General features: G+C 37.5%; 23 protein-coding genes, 1 tRNA gene and 2 rRNA genes. 14 read left to right on the top strand and 12 right to left on the bottom strand.

Features of this window, described 5'->3' with window-relative positions; translation table 11 throughout:
- Positions 1-11: 11 nt before the first annotated feature.
- The 5 genes from BCL90_RS22185 to BCL90_RS22165 form a co-directional block, all read right to left on the bottom strand.
- The gene (locus tag BCL90_RS22185) at positions 12-803 is read right to left on the bottom strand and encodes a DUF4292 domain-containing protein (protein WP_121287389.1); all 792 of its coding nucleotides are present in this window, start codon (positions 801-803) and stop codon (positions 12-14) included.
- On the bottom strand, positions 781-2,478 hold the full coding sequence (locus tag BCL90_RS22180; RefSeq protein ID WP_121287387.1) for a tetratricopeptide repeat protein: 1,698 nt from the start codon (positions 2,476-2,478) through the stop codon (positions 781-783). Before BCL90_RS22180 ends, BCL90_RS22185 begins: the two co-directional genes overlap by 23 nt.
- Positions 2,479-2,538: 60 nt before the next feature.
- The gene (gene dut / locus BCL90_RS22175; protein ID WP_121287385.1) at positions 2,539-2,970 is read right to left on the bottom strand and encodes a dUTP diphosphatase; all 432 of its coding nucleotides are present in this window, start codon (positions 2,968-2,970) and stop codon (positions 2,539-2,541) included.
- Positions 2,971-3,049: 79 nt separating this feature from the next.
- On the bottom strand, positions 3,050-4,531 hold the full coding sequence (locus BCL90_RS22170; protein ID WP_121287383.1) for a lipopolysaccharide biosynthesis protein: 1,482 nt from the start codon (positions 4,529-4,531) through the stop codon (positions 3,050-3,052).
- 76 nt (positions 4,532-4,607) lie between these two features.
- Positions 4,608-4,880, bottom strand: a complete 273-nt coding sequence (locus BCL90_RS22165; protein ID WP_121287381.1) for an acylphosphatase — start codon at positions 4,878-4,880, stop codon at positions 4,608-4,610.
- A gap of 370 nt (positions 4,881-5,250) precedes the next feature.
- On the opposite strand from BCL90_RS22165, the gene BCL90_RS22160 reads away from it, so the two are divergent.
- The 3 genes from BCL90_RS22160 (at position 5,251) to BCL90_RS22150 (ending at position 8,128) form a co-directional block, all read left to right on the top strand.
- The gene (locus BCL90_RS22160; protein WP_121287379.1) at positions 5,251-5,616 is read left to right on the top strand and encodes a hypothetical protein; all 366 of its coding nucleotides are present in this window, start codon (positions 5,251-5,253) and stop codon (positions 5,614-5,616) included.
- 325 nt (positions 5,617-5,941) lie between these two features.
- Positions 5,942-6,856, top strand: coding sequence for a LytTR family DNA-binding domain-containing protein (locus BCL90_RS22155; RefSeq protein WP_121287377.1), 915 nt, complete (start codon positions 5,942-5,944; stop codon positions 6,854-6,856).
- 117 nt (positions 6,857-6,973) lie between these two features.
- Complete coding sequence (locus BCL90_RS22150; RefSeq protein ID WP_121287375.1) at positions 6,974-8,128, top strand: acyltransferase family protein; 1,155 nt, start codon at positions 6,974-6,976, stop codon at positions 8,126-8,128.
- A gap of 82 nt (positions 8,129-8,210) precedes the next feature.
- Here BCL90_RS22150 and BCL90_RS22145 read toward each other — a convergent pair whose 3' ends face one another.
- The 4 genes from BCL90_RS22145 to BCL90_RS22130 all read right to left on the bottom strand — a co-directional run bounded on the left by BCL90_RS22145 (position 8,211) and on the right by BCL90_RS22130 (position 11,912).
- Positions 8,211-9,167, bottom strand: coding sequence for an NAD(P)H-dependent flavin oxidoreductase (locus BCL90_RS22145; RefSeq protein ID WP_121287374.1), 957 nt, complete (start codon positions 9,165-9,167; stop codon positions 8,211-8,213).
- Positions 9,168-9,211: 44 nt separating this feature from the next.
- Complete coding sequence (locus BCL90_RS22140; protein WP_121287372.1) at positions 9,212-10,333, bottom strand: Fic family protein; 1,122 nt, start codon at positions 10,331-10,333, stop codon at positions 9,212-9,214.
- Positions 10,334-10,551: 218 nt separating this feature from the next.
- The gene (locus BCL90_RS22135) at positions 10,552-11,718 is read right to left on the bottom strand and encodes an amidohydrolase family protein (RefSeq protein WP_121287370.1); all 1,167 of its coding nucleotides are present in this window, start codon (positions 11,716-11,718) and stop codon (positions 10,552-10,554) included.
- A gap of 121 nt (positions 11,719-11,839) precedes the next feature.
- Positions 11,840-11,912: transfer RNA gene (locus BCL90_RS22130), tRNA-Thr, on the bottom strand.
- A 388-nt stretch (positions 11,913-12,300) separates the two neighbouring features.
- On the opposite strand from BCL90_RS22130, the gene BCL90_RS22125 reads away from it, so the two are divergent.
- The 5 genes from BCL90_RS22125 (at position 12,301) to BCL90_RS22105 (ending at position 15,197) form a co-directional block, all read left to right on the top strand.
- Entirely contained in the window at positions 12,301-12,615 is a 315-nt protein-coding gene (locus BCL90_RS22125; protein WP_121287367.1) for a hypothetical protein, read from the top strand.
- Between the two features lie 81 nt (positions 12,616-12,696).
- On the top strand, positions 12,697-13,008 hold the full coding sequence (locus BCL90_RS22120; RefSeq protein WP_121287365.1) for a hypothetical protein: 312 nt from the start codon (positions 12,697-12,699) through the stop codon (positions 13,006-13,008).
- 79 nt (positions 13,009-13,087) lie between these two features.
- Positions 13,088-13,402: a hypothetical protein gene (locus BCL90_RS22115; protein WP_121287363.1), complete on the top strand. Its 315-nt coding sequence runs from the start codon at positions 13,088-13,090 to the stop codon at positions 13,400-13,402.
- A gap of 79 nt (positions 13,403-13,481) precedes the next feature.
- On the top strand, positions 13,482-13,796 hold the full coding sequence (locus BCL90_RS22110) for a hypothetical protein (RefSeq protein ID WP_057931901.1): 315 nt from the start codon (positions 13,482-13,484) through the stop codon (positions 13,794-13,796).
- Positions 13,797-13,865: 69 nt separating this feature from the next.
- Positions 13,866-15,197: a sigma-54-dependent transcriptional regulator gene (locus tag BCL90_RS22105; protein WP_121287361.1), complete on the top strand. Its 1,332-nt coding sequence runs from the start codon at positions 13,866-13,868 to the stop codon at positions 15,195-15,197.
- On the opposite strand, the gene BCL90_RS22100 is transcribed toward BCL90_RS22105, so the two are convergent.
- Positions 15,198-17,675, bottom strand: a complete 2,478-nt coding sequence (locus tag BCL90_RS22100; RefSeq protein ID WP_121287359.1) for a hybrid sensor histidine kinase/response regulator — start codon at positions 17,673-17,675, stop codon at positions 15,198-15,200.
- A gap of 132 nt (positions 17,676-17,807) precedes the next feature.
- Between BCL90_RS22100 and BCL90_RS22095 the strand changes: the two genes are divergently transcribed.
- From BCL90_RS22095 to rlmN, 6 genes are all read left to right on the top strand, one after another.
- Positions 17,808-18,497 carry a helix-turn-helix transcriptional regulator gene (locus BCL90_RS22095; RefSeq protein WP_121287358.1) on the top strand — a complete coding sequence of 230 codons (690 nt, stop codon included), beginning with the start codon at positions 17,808-17,810 and terminating at the stop codon, positions 18,495-18,497.
- 96 nt (positions 18,498-18,593) lie between these two features.
- Complete coding sequence (locus BCL90_RS22090; protein WP_244095117.1) at positions 18,594-19,130, top strand: DinB family protein; 537 nt, start codon at positions 18,594-18,596, stop codon at positions 19,128-19,130.
- A gap of 118 nt (positions 19,131-19,248) precedes the next feature.
- The gene (locus BCL90_RS22085) at positions 19,249-19,536 is read left to right on the top strand and encodes an NADPH-dependent FMN reductase (RefSeq protein WP_121287354.1); all 288 of its coding nucleotides are present in this window, start codon (positions 19,249-19,251) and stop codon (positions 19,534-19,536) included.
- Positions 19,518-19,772 (top strand): hypothetical protein, encoded by a 255-nt coding sequence (locus BCL90_RS22080; protein WP_121287352.1) that lies wholly within the window; start codon positions 19,518-19,520, stop codon positions 19,770-19,772. The genes BCL90_RS22085 and BCL90_RS22080 overlap by 19 nt, the downstream gene beginning before the upstream one ends.
- Positions 19,773-19,799: 27 nt before the next feature.
- Positions 19,800-20,774 (top strand): 23S rRNA pseudouridine(2604) synthase RluF, encoded by a 975-nt coding sequence (gene rluF / locus BCL90_RS22075; RefSeq protein ID WP_121287350.1) that lies wholly within the window; start codon positions 19,800-19,802, stop codon positions 20,772-20,774.
- A gap of 90 nt (positions 20,775-20,864) precedes the next feature.
- A complete protein-coding gene (gene rlmN, locus BCL90_RS22070) occupies positions 20,865-21,920 on the top strand; it encodes a 23S rRNA (adenine(2503)-C(2))-methyltransferase RlmN (RefSeq protein WP_121287348.1) in 1,056 nt (351 codons plus the stop codon).
- Positions 21,921-22,371: 451 nt separating this feature from the next.
- Here rlmN and rrf (BCL90_RS22065) read toward each other — a convergent pair.
- A 5S ribosomal RNA gene (gene rrf / locus BCL90_RS22065) occupies positions 22,372-22,483 on the bottom strand.
- Positions 22,484-22,661: 178 nt separating this feature from the next.
- Positions 22,662-22,735 (bottom strand): 5S ribosomal RNA (gene rrf, locus BCL90_RS26320); the annotation flags it as partial.

Here is a 22,735-nt window from a genome sequence, read left to right as displayed (position 1 = left end):
TAATTGAAGTGTTATTTTACTACCGTAAATCTCTTTGGTACATTAAACGGAAAATCGACAGGAACATTGCCATCAATTTTTACAAATTGAAGGTCGATATTTATTTTTTTTGCTTTAGATAGCGTTTTGATCTGCAGGGCACTGGGAAATAAAGATTCGTTTAATTTTTGATAATCCGTATAAGCAACTTTTAATGCCTGTCCGTTTCTAACATCATTTAAATTAGTTTCAGATACTTTGAACAGCGTGTTAAAAAGCAGTTTGTAATCTAACTCCGATTTACTTCCAGAAACAACCCAAACACCATTTTCCTGCTTAACATCCGATTGTGCGGTTAAAAACTCACCCATCGCATTACCCGTTAAAATGGCCTGGAGCGTATTAAAATTCACCTGTTTGTTGGTAAAATTGTAAATATAACTAAACGGCTTTTTGAGGTATTCGCTTTTTATCCGGTTCATGATCTTGATGCTATCAGGCGTAATCAAAGCCCTCGCTACCTCTGCCATTCCACCCAAGGCCGTAATGCTTACCCAAATGGTTTCCTTGTCTTTCATTTTGAAATTCATGGTAACGTCATTTGCATCGCCGCCAATATCTAAAGTTGCTTTTGCTTTTAAAGAAAGTGTATTAAATTTAAGTTGTTTGCTATTTAATAAGGTTAAGGCTTCTGCTTTAGAATTATCTGTTTTGGTTTCCGTTTTGGTAGGGGGAGCCACCACAATTTCTTTTTTAGGTTTACATGCTGAAACAAAAATTACAGCTCCTAACAGGACTGCACTATTTAAAATATTTCTTTTCATTTATCTTTTTAATTAATACTTCTGATCCGTTTCCGGCCTCTTTTGCTTTTTGCCATTGGATTAATGCAGCATCCTTTTCACCTTTCATAAAAAGTATATCGCCATATCGCTCCAGATAAACACCATTTTTACTGCTATTGTTTTGCAAAGCCTTTTCGATCCAGGTTTTTGCCAGGTCGTACTTTTGCTGCTTAAACAGAATGAAGGCATAAGTATCTGCAATTGAGGGATTATTGGGCATTGCATTGGCAGCTGTTTCCGCATATTTCGCCGCTTTTGTTAGCTCGTCATTTCTTAACGCCAGATAGAAGGCGTAGTTATTCATAATGAGGTAATTATCGGGCTCCAATGATATGGCTTTTTCGAAAGCTGTTTTAGCCAGGGGAAAATTATTCTGATTGATGTAGATATCGCCCTGAAGTGCATAAATTTGCGCCTGCAGGCTTGTATTATCCACATCCAGCTGTAAGGACGTTTTCAAATGGTTTTGAGCAGGCTCATATTTACCGGTTTTAAATAGTGCGTAAGCTACATAATAATATAAGCTGGCCTGATTGGGATATATGCTTAAAGCCTCATCGCTAACCTTTATCGCTTCCTCATATTGCCCTAGCAGGGTTTGAATATTGATTACCTGTTCCCAAACGACATAAACCTGTTCGTTAAGTTTTAAAGCAGCCTGATATTGAGCCAATGCTTCTTTGAGGTTATTCTGCTGATAAAGCACATCGCCATAAAGCGCCAATGCCTTTGCATCAGCGGGATTTTTTTCGGCTACCAGTTTACTCAGTTCAGTTACATTTTTGGCTACAAGGGCCTGGTTAAGATTAGGAAAAAGTGCAGCGATGATCTTCAATTTTTCGCTAAGCGGCATTTCACTGCTTTCAAATGCCAATTTTAAGGAAGAAAATGCGGCCTGGTCGTTTTTCTGCTTGCGGTAAATATCAGCCAAAGCCAGGTTAATCTCAAAATTATTGGGTTCCAACTGCTGTGCTTTGGTTAACACCTTTAATGCTTCCGGATCATTTCCCTTCTGCAAAAGCAAGCCTGCAGCATATAAATAGTTCTTTACATCGGCCTGGTTGCCTTCCAATAATTTTACAATATCACTTTCTGTAGCATTTCCATTTGCCTGAAAACGTTTTCTGGCATTCGTCAGATCTCTTGAATCGCCGAATTTAACCTGTATTTCATCATAAGTCTTTTTTGCTGCATCTAACTGATTGGCTAAAAACTGCGCATTGGCTTTGTCAAAATAATAGGCATCATTTTCAGGATCGAGACGGATCAACTGGTTAAATACCTCAATCAGTTCGGGCATTTTATTGGTGCGTTTATAGATCTCTCCAAGTAAACGCCAGTACCACAAATTACCAGTATTTATTTTAATTGCCTGTTTGATGTGCTGTTCAGCTTCCGGGAGTTTATCTAAACGCAGGTCTGCATTGGCCAGTTCAAAATAGGCAGCATGGTTAGTAGGGTCCAACCCAATAATTTTATTAAAATTGGTAGCAGCAACGACATAATTTTCAGACATTTTCTCCCGCAGGCCTGCAAAAAACAATTGCTTTACCATATTGCTGTCGCGATTGACAACCGGCATACCCGTTCCCTGCCCAAAAACCTGGAAGCTCAATAAAGTAGCGCCAACAAGAAAATGTAATTTGTATTTCATCTCATTTATCAATCCAAATAATTCACTCCAACCTAAGGACTTTTGACTTAAGACTGTGGACTATTTCCCTGTATGTCCGTAACCACCTTCGCCGCGTGCTGTTTCGCCTAGTTCTGTAACAGGCTGCCAGCTCACAGTTTCGTGTTTGGCCACTACCATTTGGGCAATCCTATCGCCGTCAACAATTTTAAAATCTGTATCTGATAAATTTACCAATAAAACTTTTATTTCGCCACGGTAATCGGCATCAATTGTGCCTGGTGAATTTACAATGCTAATACCGTGCTTATAGGCCAGGCCGCTTCTTGGCCTGATCTGCGCTTCATAACCAATTGGCAATTCAATAAACAAACCCGTTGGCACCAATAGGCGCTGTAAAGGCTTAAGGATTATCTCTTCTGTGATGGCTGCCCTTAAATCCATTCCTGCCGCATGTGCAGTTTCATATTGTGGAAGAGGATGTTCGGATGTATTGATAATTTTTATTTCCATTTTTTTATAGTTGATGCTTTATGTTGATGGTTAATAGTTCATAGTTAATGGCCATGTACCATTACCCTATAAATATTTTTTAACCCTTCTTCAGCATTTTCATTACATTATTCTTCTCAAAATAGAAAATACCCAGGAGAAATAGCACCAAAATTCCGTTTCCAATATAAATATTGCGTTTAAAAACCCAAAAAGATAAGTACACCATAACAATAGAAACCAATATATAGACACTCATTGCTTTGAGTTTATAAGGTATGGGGTAATGCTTTTGTCCAAGTACATAAGAAATAACCATAATGATGAGATAGGCAAACATTGATACCCATGCTGAGCCCATATAACTGAATTTAGGAATCAGGATAATGTTCATGATGATGGTGAAAACAGCGCCAACCAAAGAAATATATAAGCCGTACCTGGTTTGATCAGATAAACGGTACCAGACTGATAAATTCATATAAATACCTAAACAAACATAACCGAACAACAAAAATGGTACTGCGTTGAGCCCCACCCAGTACCTTGAATTGATAAAATATTTGATGATTTCTATATTGGCTGTTAAGCCTACAAAAAGGATGGATAAAGCGAGTACAAAGTAATATAAAATGTTGGCGTAAGTTTGTTTTGCATTTGCATTTTTAGCATGGCTAAAGAAAAATGGTTCGGCACCTAACCTAAAAGCCGTATTAAAAATACTAATGAAGATGGCCAGCTTACATACGGCTCCATAAATACCAACATCATGATTGGCAATACTTTCCGGCAGGTATTTACCCAATAAAATTTTGTCTAAATTTTCATTGATAATAAACGATAAATTGGCCACCAGAACAGGCCAGCTATAGCCCAGCATATTATTAAATAAGCTTTTACTAAACTTAAACTGGATTTCTAAAAACTGTGGAATCAGCATGAGTAGCGTAACAATACTAGCGATTAAATTGGCTACGAATACATAACCCACCCACCGGACTTTATACCATGAAGTAAACCATCCGCTCATTATATCGTGCTTGATGAGGAATGGGATCACGTAAATGAAGACCAGATTTAAGCCCACAAATGTGCCTATGTTGAGAAACTTGATTAAGCTATATTTAAATGGCTTTCCATCGGCCCTTAATTTGGCAAATGGAATTACACTGATGGCATCTACAAATAAAATCCATGCGAAATAATGTATGTAAGATTTTTGATCGGCCAATTCGGCGATGTTTCCATCTAAAGTATACCTGGCCAGGTAATCGGAAAAAATTAATGCGGTGATTAAAAATAGGGTTGATATAAAAGCGATTACCAAAAAGCTGTTGTTGTACACTTCCTGCTTCCGATCTTCATGTTTATTTAAATACCTGAAAAAGGTAGTTTCCATCCCAAAAGCCAATATTGGATTGATGATGGACACATAACTGAACATTTTGGTAAAAACACCATAAACACCAGGAGCGAAAACACCCGTGTAAACAGGCGTTAAAATAAAATTGAACAACCGCGAAAAAATGGTACTGATACCATAAATCATGGTTTGCCCAAGAAACTTTTTATATACAGACATTTAGTATCGAGATAAAAGTATCAGGTATCAAGATTATACAAGGATAGCGATCTTGCTACTTGATACAGAATACTTGTTACTTTTTAAAGATTTCAAAATTACGATAGTTTTTCACTTCGCCATCGCTTACCTCTACATTTTCTACACGTGAGCGGTCCGGCCCTTCATTGCACCAGTTTACAAATTCCTCCAAAAAGATTTCTTCACCTTCTGCTTCTATATAAACAGATCCGTCTTTTTCGTTCCTTACAAAACCATTTACCATCATTTGGTTGGCGATAATTTTAGTCGTTTCTCTAAAGCCAACGCCCTGCACTTTACCTGTTACTTTTATATTGATGTGTTTCATTTATTGTTGTAAAGTTGAAATGTTTAACGGTGCAAAGGTAAATGAATTATCACAATTCTTTAATACATGAATAATGGCACCGAACTGACTTAACGAAGCTATAGGAGATTATTCGGCTAAGTATTATAAAATCCATCACGTTTTATCTTAGAACTACCCCGTCTGCGGGTATGAATTATAAATAAAGTTGAAACTATTTGCCAATACTCTTTTGCATACTGGCTTTGCTTTTTACAATCAGAATCTTTATAAAAAAACAGGTGAATTATCTGCAAAACCAAAAACTATAATTAGACTGGTTATCATTAACACTAATTTTTCCGGAATAGGCTAAGATTTAGGTAATTTGAATTTTAAAACGGAGATGATAATGAGTGTACATATAGGATTGATGATCTGGAAGGAAATGAAAACCAAAGAGATTCCTGTTTCCATCTTTGCAGAAAAGATGGCCATTAGCAAAATCAAGGCGCAGGAAATCATCAATAGTTCTACCCTTGATGTTTCCTTGCTGGCCAATGTGAGTGAAATACTGGGCTACAATTTTTTCAGCTATTACGAAAAGGGTAAATTATTTTCCGAGCTCAGTAAAAAGGAAACACAATCATCAACAGAAGAGATCAAAAGGCTTAAAAGCCTGCTAAGTGAGAAAAATAAAACCATCGAACTTAAGGATAAAATAATCCAAAACCTCTCACACACTGTTTCTTTACTTGAAAAAGTACAGTACCGCTAATTTTGAAAGGTAAAGCAAGCTGTTGTTATCGCATATATGTCATTCAAATAAACGACAACAATACCAATCAACCATTTGCCCCAAGATCTAAGTTTACAATTACCTATTTTCGACTTGGCCTTATTTACACGATCAGTATATTGCACAAAACCACTTTGTACAAACAAACATTTCGAGCCTGATATGCCAATTCCCAGATCAATTATCCATTATTTTAAGTATTTTAATAAATGAAGTCCTTCACCAATTGAAGCTTTTACCCCTTCTCAAATCTACCTTACATAAAATTCCATAAATTTGATGAGTCTGAAAACGGACTTTGACAATGAAGATTTATTTCAACCGAAAGCATTTATTTAAAGAAATTGATTACCCAAATCGCTACTGCAAGAAAAATCTTTTTAAAACCGTTTCCGTTATTTTTGGTGTTATCCTCGGATTTTTAATCCTCCTGAAGCCTTTTGAGGTTAGTACATCGCAACAGAAAGTTAACTATATTATAATATGCTGCTTCCATGCATTATTGCCTGCAATAATCCTGTATTTTTATTTTACTGCATTAAATCATTTACGGGCCAAGGATTCTGAAAATGAAAGCTGGTCTTTGATATGGGAATACGCACATATTGGCATTTTACTTCTTTCCACAGGGATATGTAATTTCCTGATCCGCGATCTGATTTACTTAAATCCAAATAATTGGACATGGCGTTATTTATGGGAAGAAGTGAGAAACTGTTTTGTAGCAGGTATACTTTTGTACTTTTTTATGAGGCAGGCGATATTCTATTTTGATTCAAAAAAAGACTCTTCCCTAATTTTCCAGTTTACACCGCTACCTCCTCAATTAGAAAATAATACGACCAATACCTTAATTCACATCAAAACCCAAGTCAGGCAAGATGATTTCAGCTTAGATCTAAACGATTTACTTTTTGCTAAAGCAGAAGGGAATTACATCAACATAACAACTTGCAATAATAACCGACTAAATATAGAACTAAAAAGAATTTCCTTGACACAATTTGAATCACAGCTTTTACCAAATCGTAATTTCTTCCGCTGCCACAGAACCTTCCTGATAAACATGCATTATATAAAAAACGTCACGGGAAACTCGCAGGGCTACATGCTTTCCTTTGATCATACTGTTGATCAGGTACCCGTTTCAAGGTCGCAGCTTATTGCGTTTAATGCACTTTACCAAGAACTCCTTCCTCCCCCAAAGCACCTAGCCTAGTTGTTAATCACAAAGATTTGCTGCTGGTAACATCGACAATAAGCTACGTCGTTTCCATTGTATGTTTGCGTAAGTACTGGGTTAACCAAACCTGATCAACCAAGAAACACATCTGTTATGTCACCAAAAATATTACTTCAACAAATCACTCCAGAAAAAGCCAGCAAACTATTTTATATTGATAACCTTAAGGTATTTCTAACGGCGTTGGTCATATTACATCATACTATTATCGTGTATTGCGCTCCAGGTGGATGGTACTATACCGAAAAAACAACCCAAATGGCTGCCATTGTACCATCAACAATTTTTGTAAGCTTAAACCAATCGTTTTTTATGGGCTTTTTTTTCCTACTGGCGGGATACTTTACGGCACCATCTTATGATAGAAAAGGCAGCTGGCAATTTTTAGGAGACCGCCTCATCAGGCTCGGCACCCCATTGTTGTTTTATTCTTTTGTGCTGTCACCATTACTAAGTTACCTCGTTTATTATTTTTCAGAGGGTAATCACATTACCTATCTGCAATATCTTTCAGGCTACCACAGCTGGATTGATTTTGGAGTACTTTGGTTTGTTGCTGCCCTATTGCTGTTTACACTACTTTATGTTGGGGCGAAACACCTCATTACCATTAAATTTAAAAATCCTATACCAGCACCTGGTACTGGCACTATTTTACTTTTTGCTGTTTTATTGGGGGTTCTCACCTTTTTAGTTAGGATTGTATTTCCGGTTGGTTGGGTCCTTAAACCATTTGGATTTCAGCTAGGCCACTTTCCACAATACATTGTTATGTTTATTATAGGTTTATTGGCATATAAAAATCAATGGTTTAATGGTTTATCTGTAAAAACCGGTAAAAGCCTCAAGCGATCTGCATGGATAGGTTTGTTGTTTTTTCCTTTGTTCTTTCTAATCAGGGCTAAGCTAAATATGCCTATCACCTGGTATTCAGGCGGTTTTCACTGGCAATCGCTGCTTTATGCTGTTTGGGAGCAATGCATAGGATTTTCGATTCTGACAGCATTATTGAGCTTGGGCAAAAATTCGTGGAATCAATCATCGCCATTATTGAGTAAACTATCCAGATGTGCCTTTTCGACTTATATTTTCCATCCATTGGTAATTACAGGAGTTTCTCTTACATTTAAATACTGGTTGGCAGATCCGGCTATCAAATTTTTAGTTCTGTCCCCATTTATAGTAATGGGAAGCTTTTTATTAGGCTCAATTATGCTAATAATTCCTGGTGTAAAAAGGATTATCTGATCACCAGGCTGGAAACAGAGAGGCATTTGAAATAGCTTAGATGTGTGATATAAGCCTTGTAATTGCAAAATGCTATGTTGATTTAAATATCCAATTTATTTTGCAGTTGTATTAGCTCGGCTATTTTTACTTTGAATTCCTGCCATATTTCTTCAAGGATAACGCTTGCAGGCCTAATTTCTTTCAGCATTGCCGAAACCTGACCGATTTCGAGTTCACCATTTTCCATATCGCCTTCAAACATTCCCAGTTTGGCCCTGGCATGGCCCAAAAGATCAGCCAGTTCATTCCGGCTTGCTCCATCCGCTTCAGCATTGGCAATAGCATCGGCAAATTCATTCTTCAGTAATCTTACCGGTACCAGTTTTTTCATCGCTAGTTTAGTATCGCCCTCATTAGCGGCAATAATTTTATGCTTAAAAGCCGGATGAGCAGACGATTCTTCAGCCACGGCAAAAGCTGAACCGATTTGAACAGCATCAGCACCTAGGGCAAAAGCAGCCAGCATGGCTTTACCACTCCCGATGCCACCAGCTGCGATTACCGGAATTTTTACAGCCTCTTTTATTATCGGGATTAAACACATGGTGGTAGTTTCTTCCCTCCCGTTATGCCCACCCGCCTCAAAGCCTTCGGCAACAATTGCATCAACACCGGCTTCCTGAGCTTTTATGGCAAATTTTGTATTCGCAATTACATGAACCACGGTAACACCTTTTTCTTTTAAAAAACTAGTCCATGTTGCAGGGTTACCGGCAGAAGAAAATACAATTTTTACCTTCTCTTCAATTACTACATCTATAATTTCCTGAATATTAGGATAAAGCAATGGAATATTGACACCAAATGGCTGGTGAGTTGCCAATTTGCATTTTTGAATATGCGATCTTAAGACTTCAGGATACATTGAGCCTGCTCCAATAATGCCCAGGCCACCTGCATTAGAAACCGCTGAAGCCAGTCTCCAGCCACTGCACCAAACCATTCCAGCCTGAATAATCGGGTATTTAATATTGAAAAGTTTACAGATTGGATTCATGAGGAAATTTACTTTACAAATGGTTGGCAAATCAGAAGCATCTATTATTCTGAGAGTATTCTGTACAATTCTAAATTAAGAAAATAATGCCCTTTACCAACGGTCCTCTTTTCAAGAACCCCCATCTTTGTTAGTAGATCTAGATATTTTCTTGCAGTATTTTCTGAGTAAATACCAGCTTTAACTAAATGCTGAACCCGGGTAAAAGGTTGAGTAAAAATTGAACTTATTAAGGAATCAGGTCGCTGAATATCTGTATCTGCCATAACTGCCTCCATAATTGCTTCTTTAGCTGTAATAATGTCGTTGATTTTATCATAGGTAATATTTGCTGTTACTTCAACTGCTTTAAGCATATAAAGTAACCAGTTTTTCCAACTTCCCCGCTGAGTAATCCCTGCGAGTCCAGCATAGTACTCTTCTTTATTTTGCATAATATATTTACTCAGAAAAAGTATCGGATAGTCGAGCAACCCTTTTTTTGTTAGATAATTTATATTAAAAATCCTTCCTGTTCTACCGTTGCCATCCCTAAATGGATGTATTGCTTCGAATTGATAATGGCCAATGGCCATCTTAAGTAATGGATCTAATGGAAAATTAACCTCATCATTAAGAAACGTTATCAAATTATTCATTTTGGCTTCAATTATCCCTGCGCCTCTTGGAGGGGTATAAAACACTTTTCCTGCGTTAGGCCCACTTCCTCCTTCTTTAATTACAACCTGAGCAACTGGAGGCCGAATGCTATCATTGAATTGACTAACAATGCGGTACATCTTCACAAAGTATTCTATATCAATAGCTCTATCTTCCTGAAGATATTGATGGCCTTCCCATAATGCCTCTCTATAGTAGAGAATTTCCTTTGCAGGTCCATTTACTTGTCCAACATTTTCTTCACTACATGCTTTATAAAGTTCATCATCTGTAGTGAAAATATTTTCAATTGCGCTAGATGCTTTGGCCTCTTGCAAACTTATCGAATTAATCAGCAAGCCCTGATTTGGAATTGCAATACTCCTTCCCTGCAAACGTGCCAGGGCCGCTTTGCTATTGCCGAGTTGCAAAAGAATATCAACGTCAAGATAGATATTTTGATCAATCGGTAGCTCAGGAAGTGAATTCCAGGGTTTCGTACGATCCGGGTTTATCATAATTGCCATTTTCAAATATAGCACTTTGACATTAAAATTTTAAAATTTTAATGTCAAAGCACAAAATCGCATTAAACGAATTGAAACTAACATTTCATACATTAAAAATTAGCATTTTTAATGTATGAAAATTAAATGACATTAAAGTTTTCGACAAGACCATATCATACCTTAAAAAAGGCACTTTTTAAGGCGGACAAAAGAGATAACACGTATATCAAGTACTATTAAATTAACCGCTTTGCTTGGTCGCTTTCAATTTTAAAATCAACGGATAGCTGGATTAAATTCAACCCTGGCTTTTTACCAACCTCTATTGTTCCAATTTGTTGATCAAGCTCCAAAAATTCGGCTCCGTTTATTGTTGCCCAACTCAACAGTTTTTCAAAAGAAACCTGTTTACATTTTTGCAAGGTGAGCATTTCTGATAGAATATTAAGTTGATGGTTGCTGGCCAAACTGTCTGTTCCCAAGGTAATCTTTACGTTTTCATCCATTAACAGATCAACATCAGGTAAAGCATTTTCGATATACAAATTGGCCTGAGGGCAAAGGCACCAGTATAAATTCGGGTTATTCAATTTCGCAAATGTAATGTCGGCTTTGTTTGAAACGGTATTGTGCACCAATAAAGTTTTCTGTTTATTAATATAAGGTAGCCAACTCTGTAATGATGTTTTATGGGTTGGCTCGCAGAAAGTGATGTCCAGTCCTAAAAATTGATAGAGGTCCAAAAATCCACCTGTTTTATTTTCGAAAAAAGTATTTTCATCTTTGGTTTCCTGATTGTGAACACTAATAAAGGTATTATCCTTTTCGGCTTCCCCTTTAATCAATTCGAACAATTCTGAAGATACTGAATAAGGCGCATGCGGAACAATAGATGTTTTTAGAGGTTTAAAATCATGTTTAATTCTCTTCACATTATCCATTATGGCAACGGCCCTATCAGGATTAAAACCCATGGCCTCTATAAAGGTGTGGTAATAGATTTTACTCTTCTCTTTGACTTCTTTAGATGAAATTTGATTGGAAATATCGCCAACGGCTACAATCCCGTTTTCGAACATTTCCTGGTCGGCCGCATACATTGCCTGTTTAATCTCCGCTATATCACCCTGTCTACTTTTAATTATATGTTGTACAAATTCTACCAAACCCGTTTGCGCAGGGATTTGATTCAACATGTGCGATAATTCTAAATGGCAATGAGTATTAATAAAGCCTGGAACGATTGCCCCTTTATACTTTATGATATCCAAATCAAGGTTTTCGGCATGTTCCCTGGTTAACACTTCTTCAATTTCGCCATCTGAATTTACAACTACCACTCCGTTTTTGATTGGTGGAGATGAAACAGGAAAAATCCAATCAGCTGAAAAATATTTTAACATATCGCAAATTAGCGGAATAAGCGGAGCAAATGAAATGTTTTTCTATGGCTACCCTATTTTGACAATAAAATCATTTTTGAAAATTACTATTCTAAAGAGGTTAGAATGTGAGAAAGAAAAGAGCCTCCTATCGGAATCGAACCAATGACCTACTGATTACAAGTCAGTTGCTCTACCAGCTGAGCTAAGGAGGCTTTAATCGGGCTGCAATGATAGAAAAAAAAATTTATTTTTAAAAACTCAAATTTATTTTTTTCCCGACGTGCTGTCAGATGTTACCATCTGACAGCTAAAGGAACTCTTTTGTTGCAATAGTTTGAAATTCCACTCCAAAGGATTTTTAAAATCCGTCAGATGGGAACATTTGACTGCAAAAGAACAACAGCACACTACCGAGTAATAACAAATGGCCGCAAAACTTGTAGTCATTCACCACAAAGTGTGGACAAACTCCACAACATCAAAACTTTGGCACAACATTAAAAAACTGTAAATCAATTATTTAAATAAAAAATTACGTTTGGCACTATTATGAAACATTAGCAAGTATTGTTACACAAATTAAATTTTAAAATATATACTATGAAAAAGTTCGTTTTAGCAGCTACAGTATTAGCATTAGCAGGATTCTCAACAGTAAAAGCAAGTGAAGTAAACGATTTTAAAACTAATGCAATTGTTGCAGTTCAAGATAGCGCAGTGAAAACTCCGGTTAAATTGGAAGAACTTCCTGAGCCAGTAACAACCGCATTAAAATCTGATGCCTACAAAGGCTGGACCGCTACAGAAGCTTGGTCGGTTAAAGAAGGTACTAAAGAGTATTATTTAATTAACGTAAAAAAAGAAACTGAAACCGGTTCGGTAAAAATCGATAAAGACGGTAAACCAGTTCAATAATCAATACAAAATTAACGCTACATAATTAACAAGTATTTAAACAGTAACGAAAGTTACCAATCATATTTAAAACATAACATCATGAAAAAGATCATTTTAGCCGCTACTTTAGCATTCGCAGGATTCACAGCAGTACAAGCAAACGAAGTAAATACAATCAAAAATGCTGCAATTGTTGCAGTTCAAGATAGTGCAGTGAAAACGCCAGTTAAATTGGAAGAACTTCCTGAGCCGATTACAACAGCATTAAAATCTGACACCTACAAAGGTTGGACAGCAACTGAAGCTTTCTCTGTTAAAGAAGGTACTAAAGAGTATTATTTAGTAAATGTTAAAAAAGAAACAGAAACAGGTTCACTTAAATTTGATAAAGACGGTAAACCAGTTCAATAATTTAAAATAGATACGCCATACAGGCATAATCAATATAAGCGCAGCCTTCGGGTTGCGCATCACTAAAAATATATATACCATGAAAAAATTAATTTTATCAGCTGCGTTCTTAGCTTTTGCAGGATTCTCAGCAGTACAGGCAAGTGAAGTAAATACAATTAAAAACGCTGCAATTGTTGCAGTTCAAGATAGTGCAGTAAAAACGCCAATTAAATTGGAAGAGCTTCCTGAACCGATTACAACAGCATTAAAATCTGACACCTACAAAGGTTGGACAGCAACTGAAGCTTTCACAGTTAAAGAAGGTACTAAAGAGTATTATTTAGTAAATGTTAAAAAAGAAGCAGAAACAGGTTCACTTAAATTTGATAAAGACGGTAAACCAGTTCAATAATCAGAAATAAATACGCCATACAGGCATAATCAATATAAGCGCAGCCTTCGGGTTGCGCATCACTAAAAATATATATACCATGAAAAAATTAATTTTATCAGCTGCGTTCTTAGCTTTTGCAGGATTCTCAGCAGTACAGGCAAGTGAAGTAAATACAATTAAAAATGCTGCTATTGTTGCAGTTCAGGACAGTGCAGTGAAAACTCCGGTTAAATTGGAAGAACTTCCAGCCCCGGTTACAACAGCATTAAAATCTGATGCCTACAAAGGATGGACCGCTACAGAAGCCTGGTCTGTTAAAGAAGGAACAAAGGAATATTACTTGATTAATGTTAAAAAAGAAGCAGAAACTGGTTCTGTTAAAATTGATAAAGACGGTAAGCCCGTACAATAAAACCCAAATAATTACATCTACCTATGATAAGAAAGCCGGATTATGTCCGGCTTTTCTTATTTTTGTTACATGGCGAGAATCCTGATTTTAGAAGACGATACCACATTTGCTCAATTACTTGATGGTTTTTTAACCAAAAACGGTCACGAAATTACCCTCGTAACCCAAGTAAAACAATCATTTAAGCAAGTTGAAACCAATACATTCGATTTACTTTTAATCGATTACCGCCTGCCAGACGGAACCGGATTTGAAGTGCTTACTCATCTTCGTGATCTCGGTCTTTCCATTCCAGTAATCATCATGACCAGTTTTAATGATGTCCGCACAGCGGTAAAATCTATCCAATTGGGTGCGTTTGATTACATTACCAAGCCAGTTAATCCAGATGAGTTATTAATGGTGATCAAAAATTCTTTAACTAAAAAGGATTTAAAAAGTGTTGAACCAAAAGAAATAAACAGCGATTTTATAAAAGGGAAAAGTGCAATTGCAGATAAACTGTATGAACACATTAATTTGGTAGCTCCTACAGACATGTCGGTAATTATACAGGGTGAAAGCGGCACAGGGAAAGAATTTGCTGCCAGAACCCTGCATCAACAGAGTAAACGTGCTGATAAACCTTTCGTTGCCATAGATTGCGGTGCTTTATCAAAAGATTTAGCTGCGAGCGAATTATTCGGTCACGTAAAAGGGGCGTTTACAGGGGCGCTGAATGACAAAAAAGGTCAATTTGAGGCTGCCAATGGAGGAACGTTATTTTTAGATGAAGTGGGTAACCTGAGTTACGAAGTGCAGATTAAATTGCTTAGGGCTTTACAGGAAAGGATAATCCAGCCTTTAGGTAGTACCAAACAGATTCCAGTTAATGTTCGCATCATCACGGCTACCAATGATGATCTGGCCAACAGCATGCAACAGGGAGAATTTAGAGAAGATTTATATCATCGTTTAAATGAATTCAAAATCCAGCTTCCGCCGTTGAGAGAGAGGGGTGGAGATTTAGAACTGTTTATCAATCACTTTATACAGTTATCAAACCGCGATTTAGACCGGAATGTTAAAAGTGTATCTGCTGAAGCGAAAGCATTGTTGTTGAGCTATGATTGGCCAGGAAACCTGCGCGAACTTAGCAATGTAATTAAACGAATGGTTTTATTGAGCCCGGGCGATATTGCCCAGATTAGTGCATTACCTGATGAAATGATGATTTCTGTCCATCAGCAATCAGCTCCAGGCAATTCATCTGATCTGAAAGCAGTTAACGAACAGAATGAAAAAGCATTGATTACAGAAACGTTAATCAAAGTAAGGCATAACAAATCAAAAGCTGCTAAAATCTTAAACATTGACCGTAAAACACTCTATGCCAAAATGGAACGTTACAGGATAGAGTAGTTACCCGGCATTAGCATAGTCCATTTTTTCCATAAAGGCAATTAAATTATTCAGCTTTCTGATCTGTAACAGCACTTCAGATTTAGTGTTCTCCGTTAACCCTTTTTCGGCTATTTCTATTTCTAAAACTCTAAAGGCATTGGCCAATGTCTTCGAACCCATCTGTGCCGTACGCCCTGCAAGGCGATGAACCAATAACCTGCTTTTATCCTGGTCATTTTCGTCAAGGTGTTTTTTGAGTTCGGCAGCATCATCGATCGAATCTTGCTTAAAGCGGTTTAAGATTTTTTCTAGCATCTCCTGATCGCCAAAAGTCATTTTTTCTATGGAAGAAAAATCAAATTCGGGTTGCTCTATTAATACTTCTGTTTTATCAAATATAGATAGGATATCGACCGCCCTAAACGGTTTCATAATTAAACCATCAAAACCCTCACTCAAAACCATCTCACGCTCTTCGGGCAAAACCTGTGCAGTGATGGCATAGAATTTAATATTTTGCGGCAGTTTCTTTTTTAATAAATGGCAAAGTTCGAAACCTGTCATTTCAGGCATACGCATATCAACCAAAACATACCTTAAATCGGGGTCCGGTTCAGTATTTAAAATATTTGCTACCTGGGTAAAACTCCTATAAGGGATTTTGTTTTTTTGAAAAATCATTCCACATAAATCGAGAATTAGTTTATCATCATCAATCACCCAAACCGTTCCCGGGTTTACAATTGCATAGTGCTCTAAATCTAAAGCATCATTTACACGCTCAGTGGTATTTTCATATTTCATGTAAATATTAAATGTGGTACCAATGCCCGGTTTACTTTTCACATAAATTCTTCCTCCCTGAGTTTCAATCAAAGATTTAACAATAGGCAGGCCCAAACCTGTACCGGCCGGGTTAATAATATATTTTTCAGGAGATTCTATCTGCTCAAATTCATTAAATATTTTAGGAATATCTTTTTCATCAAACCCTATTCCGGTATCCTTTATGTTAAAATGAAAATGCAGATCCTCACCTTGTTTTTTGTAAGATACAGCAAGTTTAATTTCACCTTTAAGGGTAAATTTTACAGCGTTACCCAATAAGTTAAATAAAATTTGCTTTAGTCTAAAAGCATCCCCCTTTACAAACTCCAAATCGGCAAGATCAAGTGCTGTATTTAATTGAAGTGATTTCTGTTCCGCCAATGGCCGCATTACTGAAACTACTTCATCTAGGGCTTTTTTGATATTAAATACCTGATTATTGAAGCTAAACTCTCCTGAAATAATCCGGTTATAATCTAATACCTCGTTAACAATCTGAAGTAAATGGATGGAAGACTGATAGATGGCATCTACATCTTTTTTATTGGGCACATCCTGCTGGGTAATCAGTTCGGCGTAGCCTAAAATAGACTGTAGCGGGGTTCTGATCTCGTGGCTCATATTTGAAAGGAACCGCTGCTTCGCTTTACCATGGTATTCTGCTTCATCTTTAGCCAGCTCCAAAGCCTTTCTATACCTGTTGCTTTTGGTGATATCTGCTAAAATTAAATACAGCAGAATAACCGTTAACAGAAAAAAGATAATGATAATTGTGGTGATCTGCGTAATTCCATCGTTAACCACTTCTTTAGCCTGTATACCATTCAAATCTACCTGGGCTACCGCTTCGCCTTCAACCTCCCTTAAAATCTGCAGCATTTTAGCTGTTAAGGCATTACTTGCACTTGATAATTCAGCCTCCCTTTTTAAAAATTTCTGGCTTTTCTGACGTTGCTCCAGTTCGATATTTTTTAACGAACCCGTCATACTTTTCATAATACTATCTTCTGCCTTTGCGTTTAAAGTATCGCGCTTAACCTTAAATTCTTCGTTGATGATTTTATAAACATCGGATTTCTTTTTCCCAAAAAGTTTACTCAGGAAACCCCTCGATTTTTGTTCTTCTTCAGGTGCAACCGTAGTGGTTGATGTGGTCGTTTCGGTAGTTAATACTGCGCTATCTGTTTGCCTGCTGCGTGTAGCCACCAGCTCATTCAGCTTCTGAACCTCGTCAGAGAAAGATTTGGTATTTACCAGTGTTTCCCTTACTTTAAGGTAGTTCACAAATTGTTTATCGCGATCGGAAAGTAAATTTTTGATCGATTTTATCCTCGACAATTGCGCAGAGTCTCCACGATATAATTTACGCAGCGTATCTAAACTTGATCTTAATTTACGTGATTCCTTAAGAAAGCTATAGGTGCCCTGTTTATTAAAAGCTTCATCACGTTGCAATTGATCCAACCTGGCTATCTTATGCGAAAGATCATTAACGATCCTTAACCGGTCGTTTGGCGCAGAAATTTCTTCCACAGTATTCAGCATCCTGGTAAAAGCAAACTTGCTGATACCCCATGCCAATAGCAGCGCAAAACAGGCGAACAGAAAACCTATGATCACTTTACTTTTTATTGCCCGGAAGAAACGCTTTTGAATAACAGCCGCCATTTAATTCAGATTATTACCTTAAACCATTATAATAACGGTTTATAATTGGTATCTGTTTATCATTTACAAATAACGTACCACAAGAAAAATAGATTAAAAAACTTTAATTTTAATCACCTCAAAAAACAAACTATGAATCGTATCGACCGACTTTTCGGAATTTTAACTCTGCTTCAATCTAGAAAATACATTACCGCAGAAAAAATTGCAGAAAGATTTAACATGAGCATACGCACAGTTTATCGTGATATTAAAGCATTGGGCGAACAAGGGATACCGGTAAGTTTTGAGCAGCATAAGGGTTATTACCTGGTGCAAGGCTATTTTCTGCCGCCTGTTTCTTTTAATATGGACGAAGCCAATGCGCTGCTGCTGGTTGAAAGTTTAGTGAATGGATTTGCTGACAATTCTATTCGCATGCATTATTCTTCAGCTTTGACCAAAGTAAAGGCAGTATTAAAAACGGGTCAGAAAGAAAAACTCGAAACCTTAAATCAGCATATTAAATTGCAAATCCCGAAAAGGCTAAATTTTAACTTCGAGTACCTGTCGCTTATTCAACACGCTATTGCTGAAAAAAACCTGATCGAGCTCGATTATAAAAACAATAAAGACGAGATAAGCAAAAGAGAAGTAGAGCCAATCGGGCTAATTTTCTATGCTTTTAGCTGGCATTTAATTGCCTGGTGCCATTACCGGAATGAATACCGTGATTTTAATCTTACCCGGATTATCTGCCTTAAAAACCTGGGCATTCCTTTTAAAAAAATGCAGCACATGCCGCTGAGCGATTACATGCATCTGCTTCCTGTAACTTATTAAAAAAATATTTTTACGCTGCCATAGGGTTGTCAGTGACCAATATTTCCTTTGTGTAAACAAACACCAAAAATCATGAGCATCGCTAACCTATTACTTATGGAATTACACACAATAGAAAAAACAAACCTGAAAAATATGGACATTATTAAATTATTATTGAAAGAATTAGCAGATGAATTTAATACGACAAAAAAATTCCTGGCTATTGTACCGGTAGAAAAATTTGACTGGGCACCGCACGAAAAAAGTATGAAAATGAAATCGCTCGCCGTTCATATTGCCGATTTGCCGAGCTGGGTTTCAATGGCTTTAACTACTGAGGGACTGGATTTTGAAACAGCACCTTATGTAGAACAACCTGTAGAAAATGCGGATGATCTGGTTAAAATCCTGGAGAAAAATTATGCGCTGGGAAAAGCAGAATTAGAAAAAGCAACGGAGCAAGATTTAAATGGCCGCTGGGTATTGAGTATGGGCAAACAGGTTTTGGCCGATTATTCTAAATATGAAACCATCCGCCATTCACTTAGCCAAACCAGTCACCACAGGGCACAGCTGGGCGTTTATTTAAGATTACTTGATATTCCTATCCCTGGCAGTTACGGACCAAGTGCAGATGACCAAAATTTTTAGTTTTTAATCATTCAGAATAAGCTATCGAAACCTGCTGCACTTCGATAGCCTGTTTTGAAATGACTTCGCGATTACCACACGACCTTAATTTTCAATCTGTGCTTTGCTACTTTTAACAATGAAAAAAATATTGGCAATCTCCGGAAGCACGAAAGCAGTATCAACCAATGCACTTTACATCACTGCTATCTCAAGGCTTTTGAGCAAAGAGTTCGAGGTAATCAACTTTTCATCCATCGCGTTCATTCCACATTTCAATCCTGATTTAGACCAGGAAAATCCACCACAGGCTGTTGAAGCGCTTCGCTCAACCATCAAAAAAGCAGATGGAATCATTTATCTCTACACCAGAATACGCAATGGGCTTACCAGGCTCATTAAAAAACCTTGCTTGATTGGACGGTAAGCTCAGCATCATTTTCGGGCAAACCAGTTTTAGCACTTGTTGCTTCAACTCAGGGCGAGAAAGCCTATCAGTCCATAATAGATATTTTAACCGTAATTGAAGCGAGGGTATCGCCTCAGCTTATCTCATTTGCAAAAGCGAAGATTAATCCTGATGCAGAAATTACAGATCACGAAACTTTAACAAAGCTTAAAAGTACTGTTAATGCATTTGTTGCTACTGTTGAGAATGGATAACACAATTTATTTCCGTAAAATTGCAGCATGAACAATAATTCTGCCACCCGTTTAAATAAATTCATCAGCGAAAGCGGATTATGTTCACGCCGTGAAGCAGACCGTTATATCGAAAAGGGTACAGTTTTCATCAATGGAAAAAGGGCTAAAGTTGGCGATCAGGTTTTGGCAGGAGATAAAGTGATGGTTAACGGCCATAATATCGAACCAAAAGAAGAAAGTAATTTCATCCTATTGGCCTTTAACAAGCCTGTCGGGATTACCAGCACTACAGAAGGTAGTATCCGCGATAATATTGTAGATTATGTCAACCACAGTGAAAGGATATTCCCCATTGGCCGATTAGATAAAGATTCGTCAGGACTGATTTTCCTCACTAACAATGGAGATATTGTTAACAAAATTTTAAGGGCAGGGAATAAACACGAAAAGGAATACTTGGTTACCGTTAATAAACCCATTACCGAAGATTTTATTTTCGAAATGAGTAACGGAGTTCCAATCTTAGGCGTAAATACTCGCAAGTGCAAAGTACGCCAGATCAGTACCTTTGTTTTCAATATCATATTAATTCAAGGATTAAACAGGCAAATTAGAAGAATGTGTGAGCATTTTGGTTACGAAGTAACCAAACTAGAGCGAACACGCATCATGAATATTAGCCTTAAAGGTATCCCAACGGGAGAATTTAGGGAACTTACCGAAGAAGAGATGAAAGCGATTACCAAAAGTGTCGAACATTCGTCTTCTGAAGCTAAACCCAAAACAAAGAGCGCCAGCAAGAAAAAAACCAATGCCTGGGAGGAAATCCATGAACTTAGAGAAGAACAGCCCCAAAAAGCATTCAAACCGAAATCTTCAGGTCAAAAATCTTCAGGCAAAAAACCGACAGGTCACTCAGGATCAAAACCTACTGGCAAAAGTAATAGCACAAATAGAAATTCTAAACCATCAAAAGGTAAGCCTGTAAGTAAGCCAAACGCTAGAGGCAGAGGAAGATAAAGCTAATTAATTGTAAAATTTGGCACCTTGCAAGCACCCTCAACCTTCTACCTTTCTGCCTTACACCTTTTTTAAGTACCTTTGCAACAAATGGTAACAGCAAAAAAAACCGATATCCGTGCATTAGATCTTCCCCAATTGCAACAACACCTTGTAGCGATGCAACAGCCTGCATTCAGGGCAAAGCAGATATATCAGTGGCTTTGGGAAAAATCGGCTACGAGTTTCGAGCAGATGAGTAATCTATCTAAAGATCTTCGCAAGGCTTTAGACGATTCTTTCGCCATTAATGCCGTTCAGGTTAACAACTCTCAGTTCAGTAACGACCATACTATTAAAAATACATTCAGATTAGCAGATGGTAATATTGTAGAGGGGGTTTTAATTCCCCTGGAAGATCGCATGACTGCTTGTGTGAGTTCGCAGGTTGGCTGCAGTTTAACCTGTAAGTTTTGTGCAACCGGCTATATGGACCGTAAGCGTAATTTAAACGCTGATGAGATTTATGACCAGGTAGTATTAATTGATAAACAAGCGAAGCAGAATTATAACAATCCCCTTACCAATATTGTGTATATGGGTATGGGAGAGCCGCTGTTAAATTATGCCAATGTATTGAAGTCGATTGAGCGCATTACCGCTCCTGATGGCTTAAACATGAGCTACAAGCGTATTACAGTTTCTACTGCCGGTATTGCTAAAATGATCAAGAAATTAGGTGATGATGGTGCGAAATTTAATCTTGCATTATCCCTGCATGCTGCTGATGATAAAAAGCGTAATGAGATTATGCCCATTAATGAAGCGAACTCGTTAAAAGCATTGGCAGATGCACTTAAATACTATTTTGCAAAAACGAAAAATCCGGTAACTTACGAATACATTGTTTTTAATCACTTTAATGATGAAATCTCTGATGCAATGGATTTAGCTAAATTCTGTAAACATATACCCTGCAAAGTAAACCTGATCGAATACAACCCCATTTCTTTCGCCGATTTTACCAATGCAGAAGGCGATAAGATCGATGCTTTTTCTAATTATTTAAAAAGCCAGGGGATTAATACCAATATCCGCCGTAGCCGTGGTAAAGATATTGATGCAGCTTGCGGGCAATTGGCCGTTAAGGAAGAAGCGAACGCTTAAGCCCTCTACTATAATATTCTTAATACAATCTCTTTCATTTTTTGGAGCGCAGTTTCCTGTGCATTTAGGTTGCGTTCGGTCCTGCTGTACGCTCAATCCTTTTGGAAAACCATTCTAACATAAGCAATCAATCTTTTCCCAAAAGGGATACCGCTTCCATCAGGGCTATTTAAGCTGGGGAAGAAGAAGAAAAAACAAGTAAGATGTAAAACGGATGATGGAATGGCCTCTGCGAAGATCAGCGTGATCTGCGGGAACAAACCCTTAACCTTGCTTAACTCCTTAATGGCGAGAAAAAGTTATGGATCCCTTTACCATTAAGAGATTAAGAACATTAAGATATAGGATTGAAATTATCTGAACCACTTTTTAACGCCAGGAAATACTGTAATTCAAACGCCTTTAAACCAAGAAAACCCTTCAACATTTCTGCTGAAGGGTTTCTTTTAAGATCTGGCACCGACCTACTCTCCCACGTGTTACCGCAGTACCATCGGCTCTGGTGGGCTTAACTTCTCTGTTCGGAATGGGAAGAGGTGGACACCACCGATATAGGCACCTGAATATTTTCATTCAAGACTAAAGAAGAAAGCTTAAAGACTAAAGCGTAATACGCCTTTGGTCTTTGGTCTCTCAGCTTTTAGCCTTTCAGTATTTCAATTTCGCTGGCCTTAAAACACAAGGCCTTGTATATAACCAAGAAAACCCTTCAACATTTCTGTTGAGGGGTTTCTTTTTAAGATCTGGCACCGACCTACTCTCCCACGTGTTACCGCAGTACCATCGGCTCTGGTGGGCTTAACTTCTCTGTTCGG

The organism is Pedobacter alluvionis (assembly GCF_003664035.1).
GTDB classification, from domain to species: Bacteria; Bacteroidota; Bacteroidia; order Sphingobacteriales; family Sphingobacteriaceae; genus Pedobacter; species Pedobacter alluvionis.
This window is presented reverse-complemented; position numbering and strand designations above follow the sequence as displayed.

What these genes read in the sequence shown, in the direction of transcription:
- BCL90_RS22120 (WP_121287365.1), top strand. Translation starts at nt 12,697, where the DNA reads ATGAAAAAGATCATTTTAGCCGCTACTTTAGCATTCGCAGGATTCACA.
- BCL90_RS22155 (WP_121287377.1), top strand. Translation starts at nt 5,942, where the DNA reads ATGAAGATTTATTTCAACCGAAAGCATTTATTTAAAGAAATTGATTAC.
- BCL90_RS22165 (WP_121287381.1), bottom strand. Translation starts at nt 4,880, where the DNA reads ATGAAACACATCAATATAAAAGTAACAGGTAAAGTGCAGGGCGTTGGC.
- BCL90_RS22095 (WP_121287358.1), top strand. Translation starts at nt 17,808, where the DNA reads ATGAATCGTATCGACCGACTTTTCGGAATTTTAACTCTGCTTCAATCT.
- BCL90_RS22125 (WP_121287367.1), top strand. Translation starts at nt 12,301, where the DNA reads ATGAAAAAGTTCGTTTTAGCAGCTACAGTATTAGCATTAGCAGGATTC.
- BCL90_RS22100 (WP_121287359.1), bottom strand. Translation starts at nt 17,675, where the DNA reads ATGGCGGCTGTTATTCAAAAGCGTTTCTTCCGGGCAATAAAAAGTAAA.
- BCL90_RS22115 (WP_121287363.1), top strand. Translation starts at nt 13,088, where the DNA reads ATGAAAAAATTAATTTTATCAGCTGCGTTCTTAGCTTTTGCAGGATTC.
- BCL90_RS22140 (WP_121287372.1), bottom strand. Translation starts at nt 10,333, where the DNA reads ATGGCAATTATGATAAACCCGGATCGTACGAAACCCTGGAATTCACTT.
- BCL90_RS22180 (WP_121287387.1), bottom strand. Translation starts at nt 2,478, where the DNA reads ATGAAATACAAATTACATTTTCTTGTTGGCGCTACTTTATTGAGCTTC.
- BCL90_RS22110 (WP_057931901.1), top strand. Translation starts at nt 13,482, where the DNA reads ATGAAAAAATTAATTTTATCAGCTGCGTTCTTAGCTTTTGCAGGATTC.
- BCL90_RS22105 (WP_121287361.1), top strand. Translation starts at nt 13,866, where the DNA reads ATGGCGAGAATCCTGATTTTAGAAGACGATACCACATTTGCTCAATTA.
- BCL90_RS22085 (WP_121287354.1), top strand. Translation starts at nt 19,249, where the DNA reads ATGAAAAAAATATTGGCAATCTCCGGAAGCACGAAAGCAGTATCAACC.
- rluF (WP_121287350.1), top strand. Translation starts at nt 19,800, where the DNA reads ATGAACAATAATTCTGCCACCCGTTTAAATAAATTCATCAGCGAAAGC.
- BCL90_RS22145 (WP_121287374.1), bottom strand. Translation starts at nt 9,167, where the DNA reads ATGAATCCAATCTGTAAACTTTTCAATATTAAATACCCGATTATTCAG.
- BCL90_RS22150 (WP_121287375.1), top strand. Translation starts at nt 6,974, where the DNA reads ATGTCACCAAAAATATTACTTCAACAAATCACTCCAGAAAAAGCCAGC.
- rlmN (WP_121287348.1), top strand. Translation starts at nt 20,865, where the DNA reads ATGGTAACAGCAAAAAAAACCGATATCCGTGCATTAGATCTTCCCCAA.
- BCL90_RS22160 (WP_121287379.1), top strand. Translation starts at nt 5,251, where the DNA reads ATGAGTGTACATATAGGATTGATGATCTGGAAGGAAATGAAAACCAAA.
- BCL90_RS22090 (WP_244095117.1), top strand. Translation starts at nt 18,594, where the DNA reads ATGGAATTACACACAATAGAAAAAACAAACCTGAAAAATATGGACATT.
- BCL90_RS22185 (WP_121287389.1), bottom strand. Translation starts at nt 803, where the DNA reads ATGAAAAGAAATATTTTAAATAGTGCAGTCCTGTTAGGAGCTGTAATT.
- BCL90_RS22135 (WP_121287370.1), bottom strand. Translation starts at nt 11,718, where the DNA reads ATGTTAAAATATTTTTCAGCTGATTGGATTTTTCCTGTTTCATCTCCA.
- BCL90_RS22170 (WP_121287383.1), bottom strand. Translation starts at nt 4,531, where the DNA reads ATGTCTGTATATAAAAAGTTTCTTGGGCAAACCATGATTTATGGTATC.
- dut (WP_121287385.1), bottom strand. Translation starts at nt 2,970, where the DNA reads ATGGAAATAAAAATTATCAATACATCCGAACATCCTCTTCCACAATAT.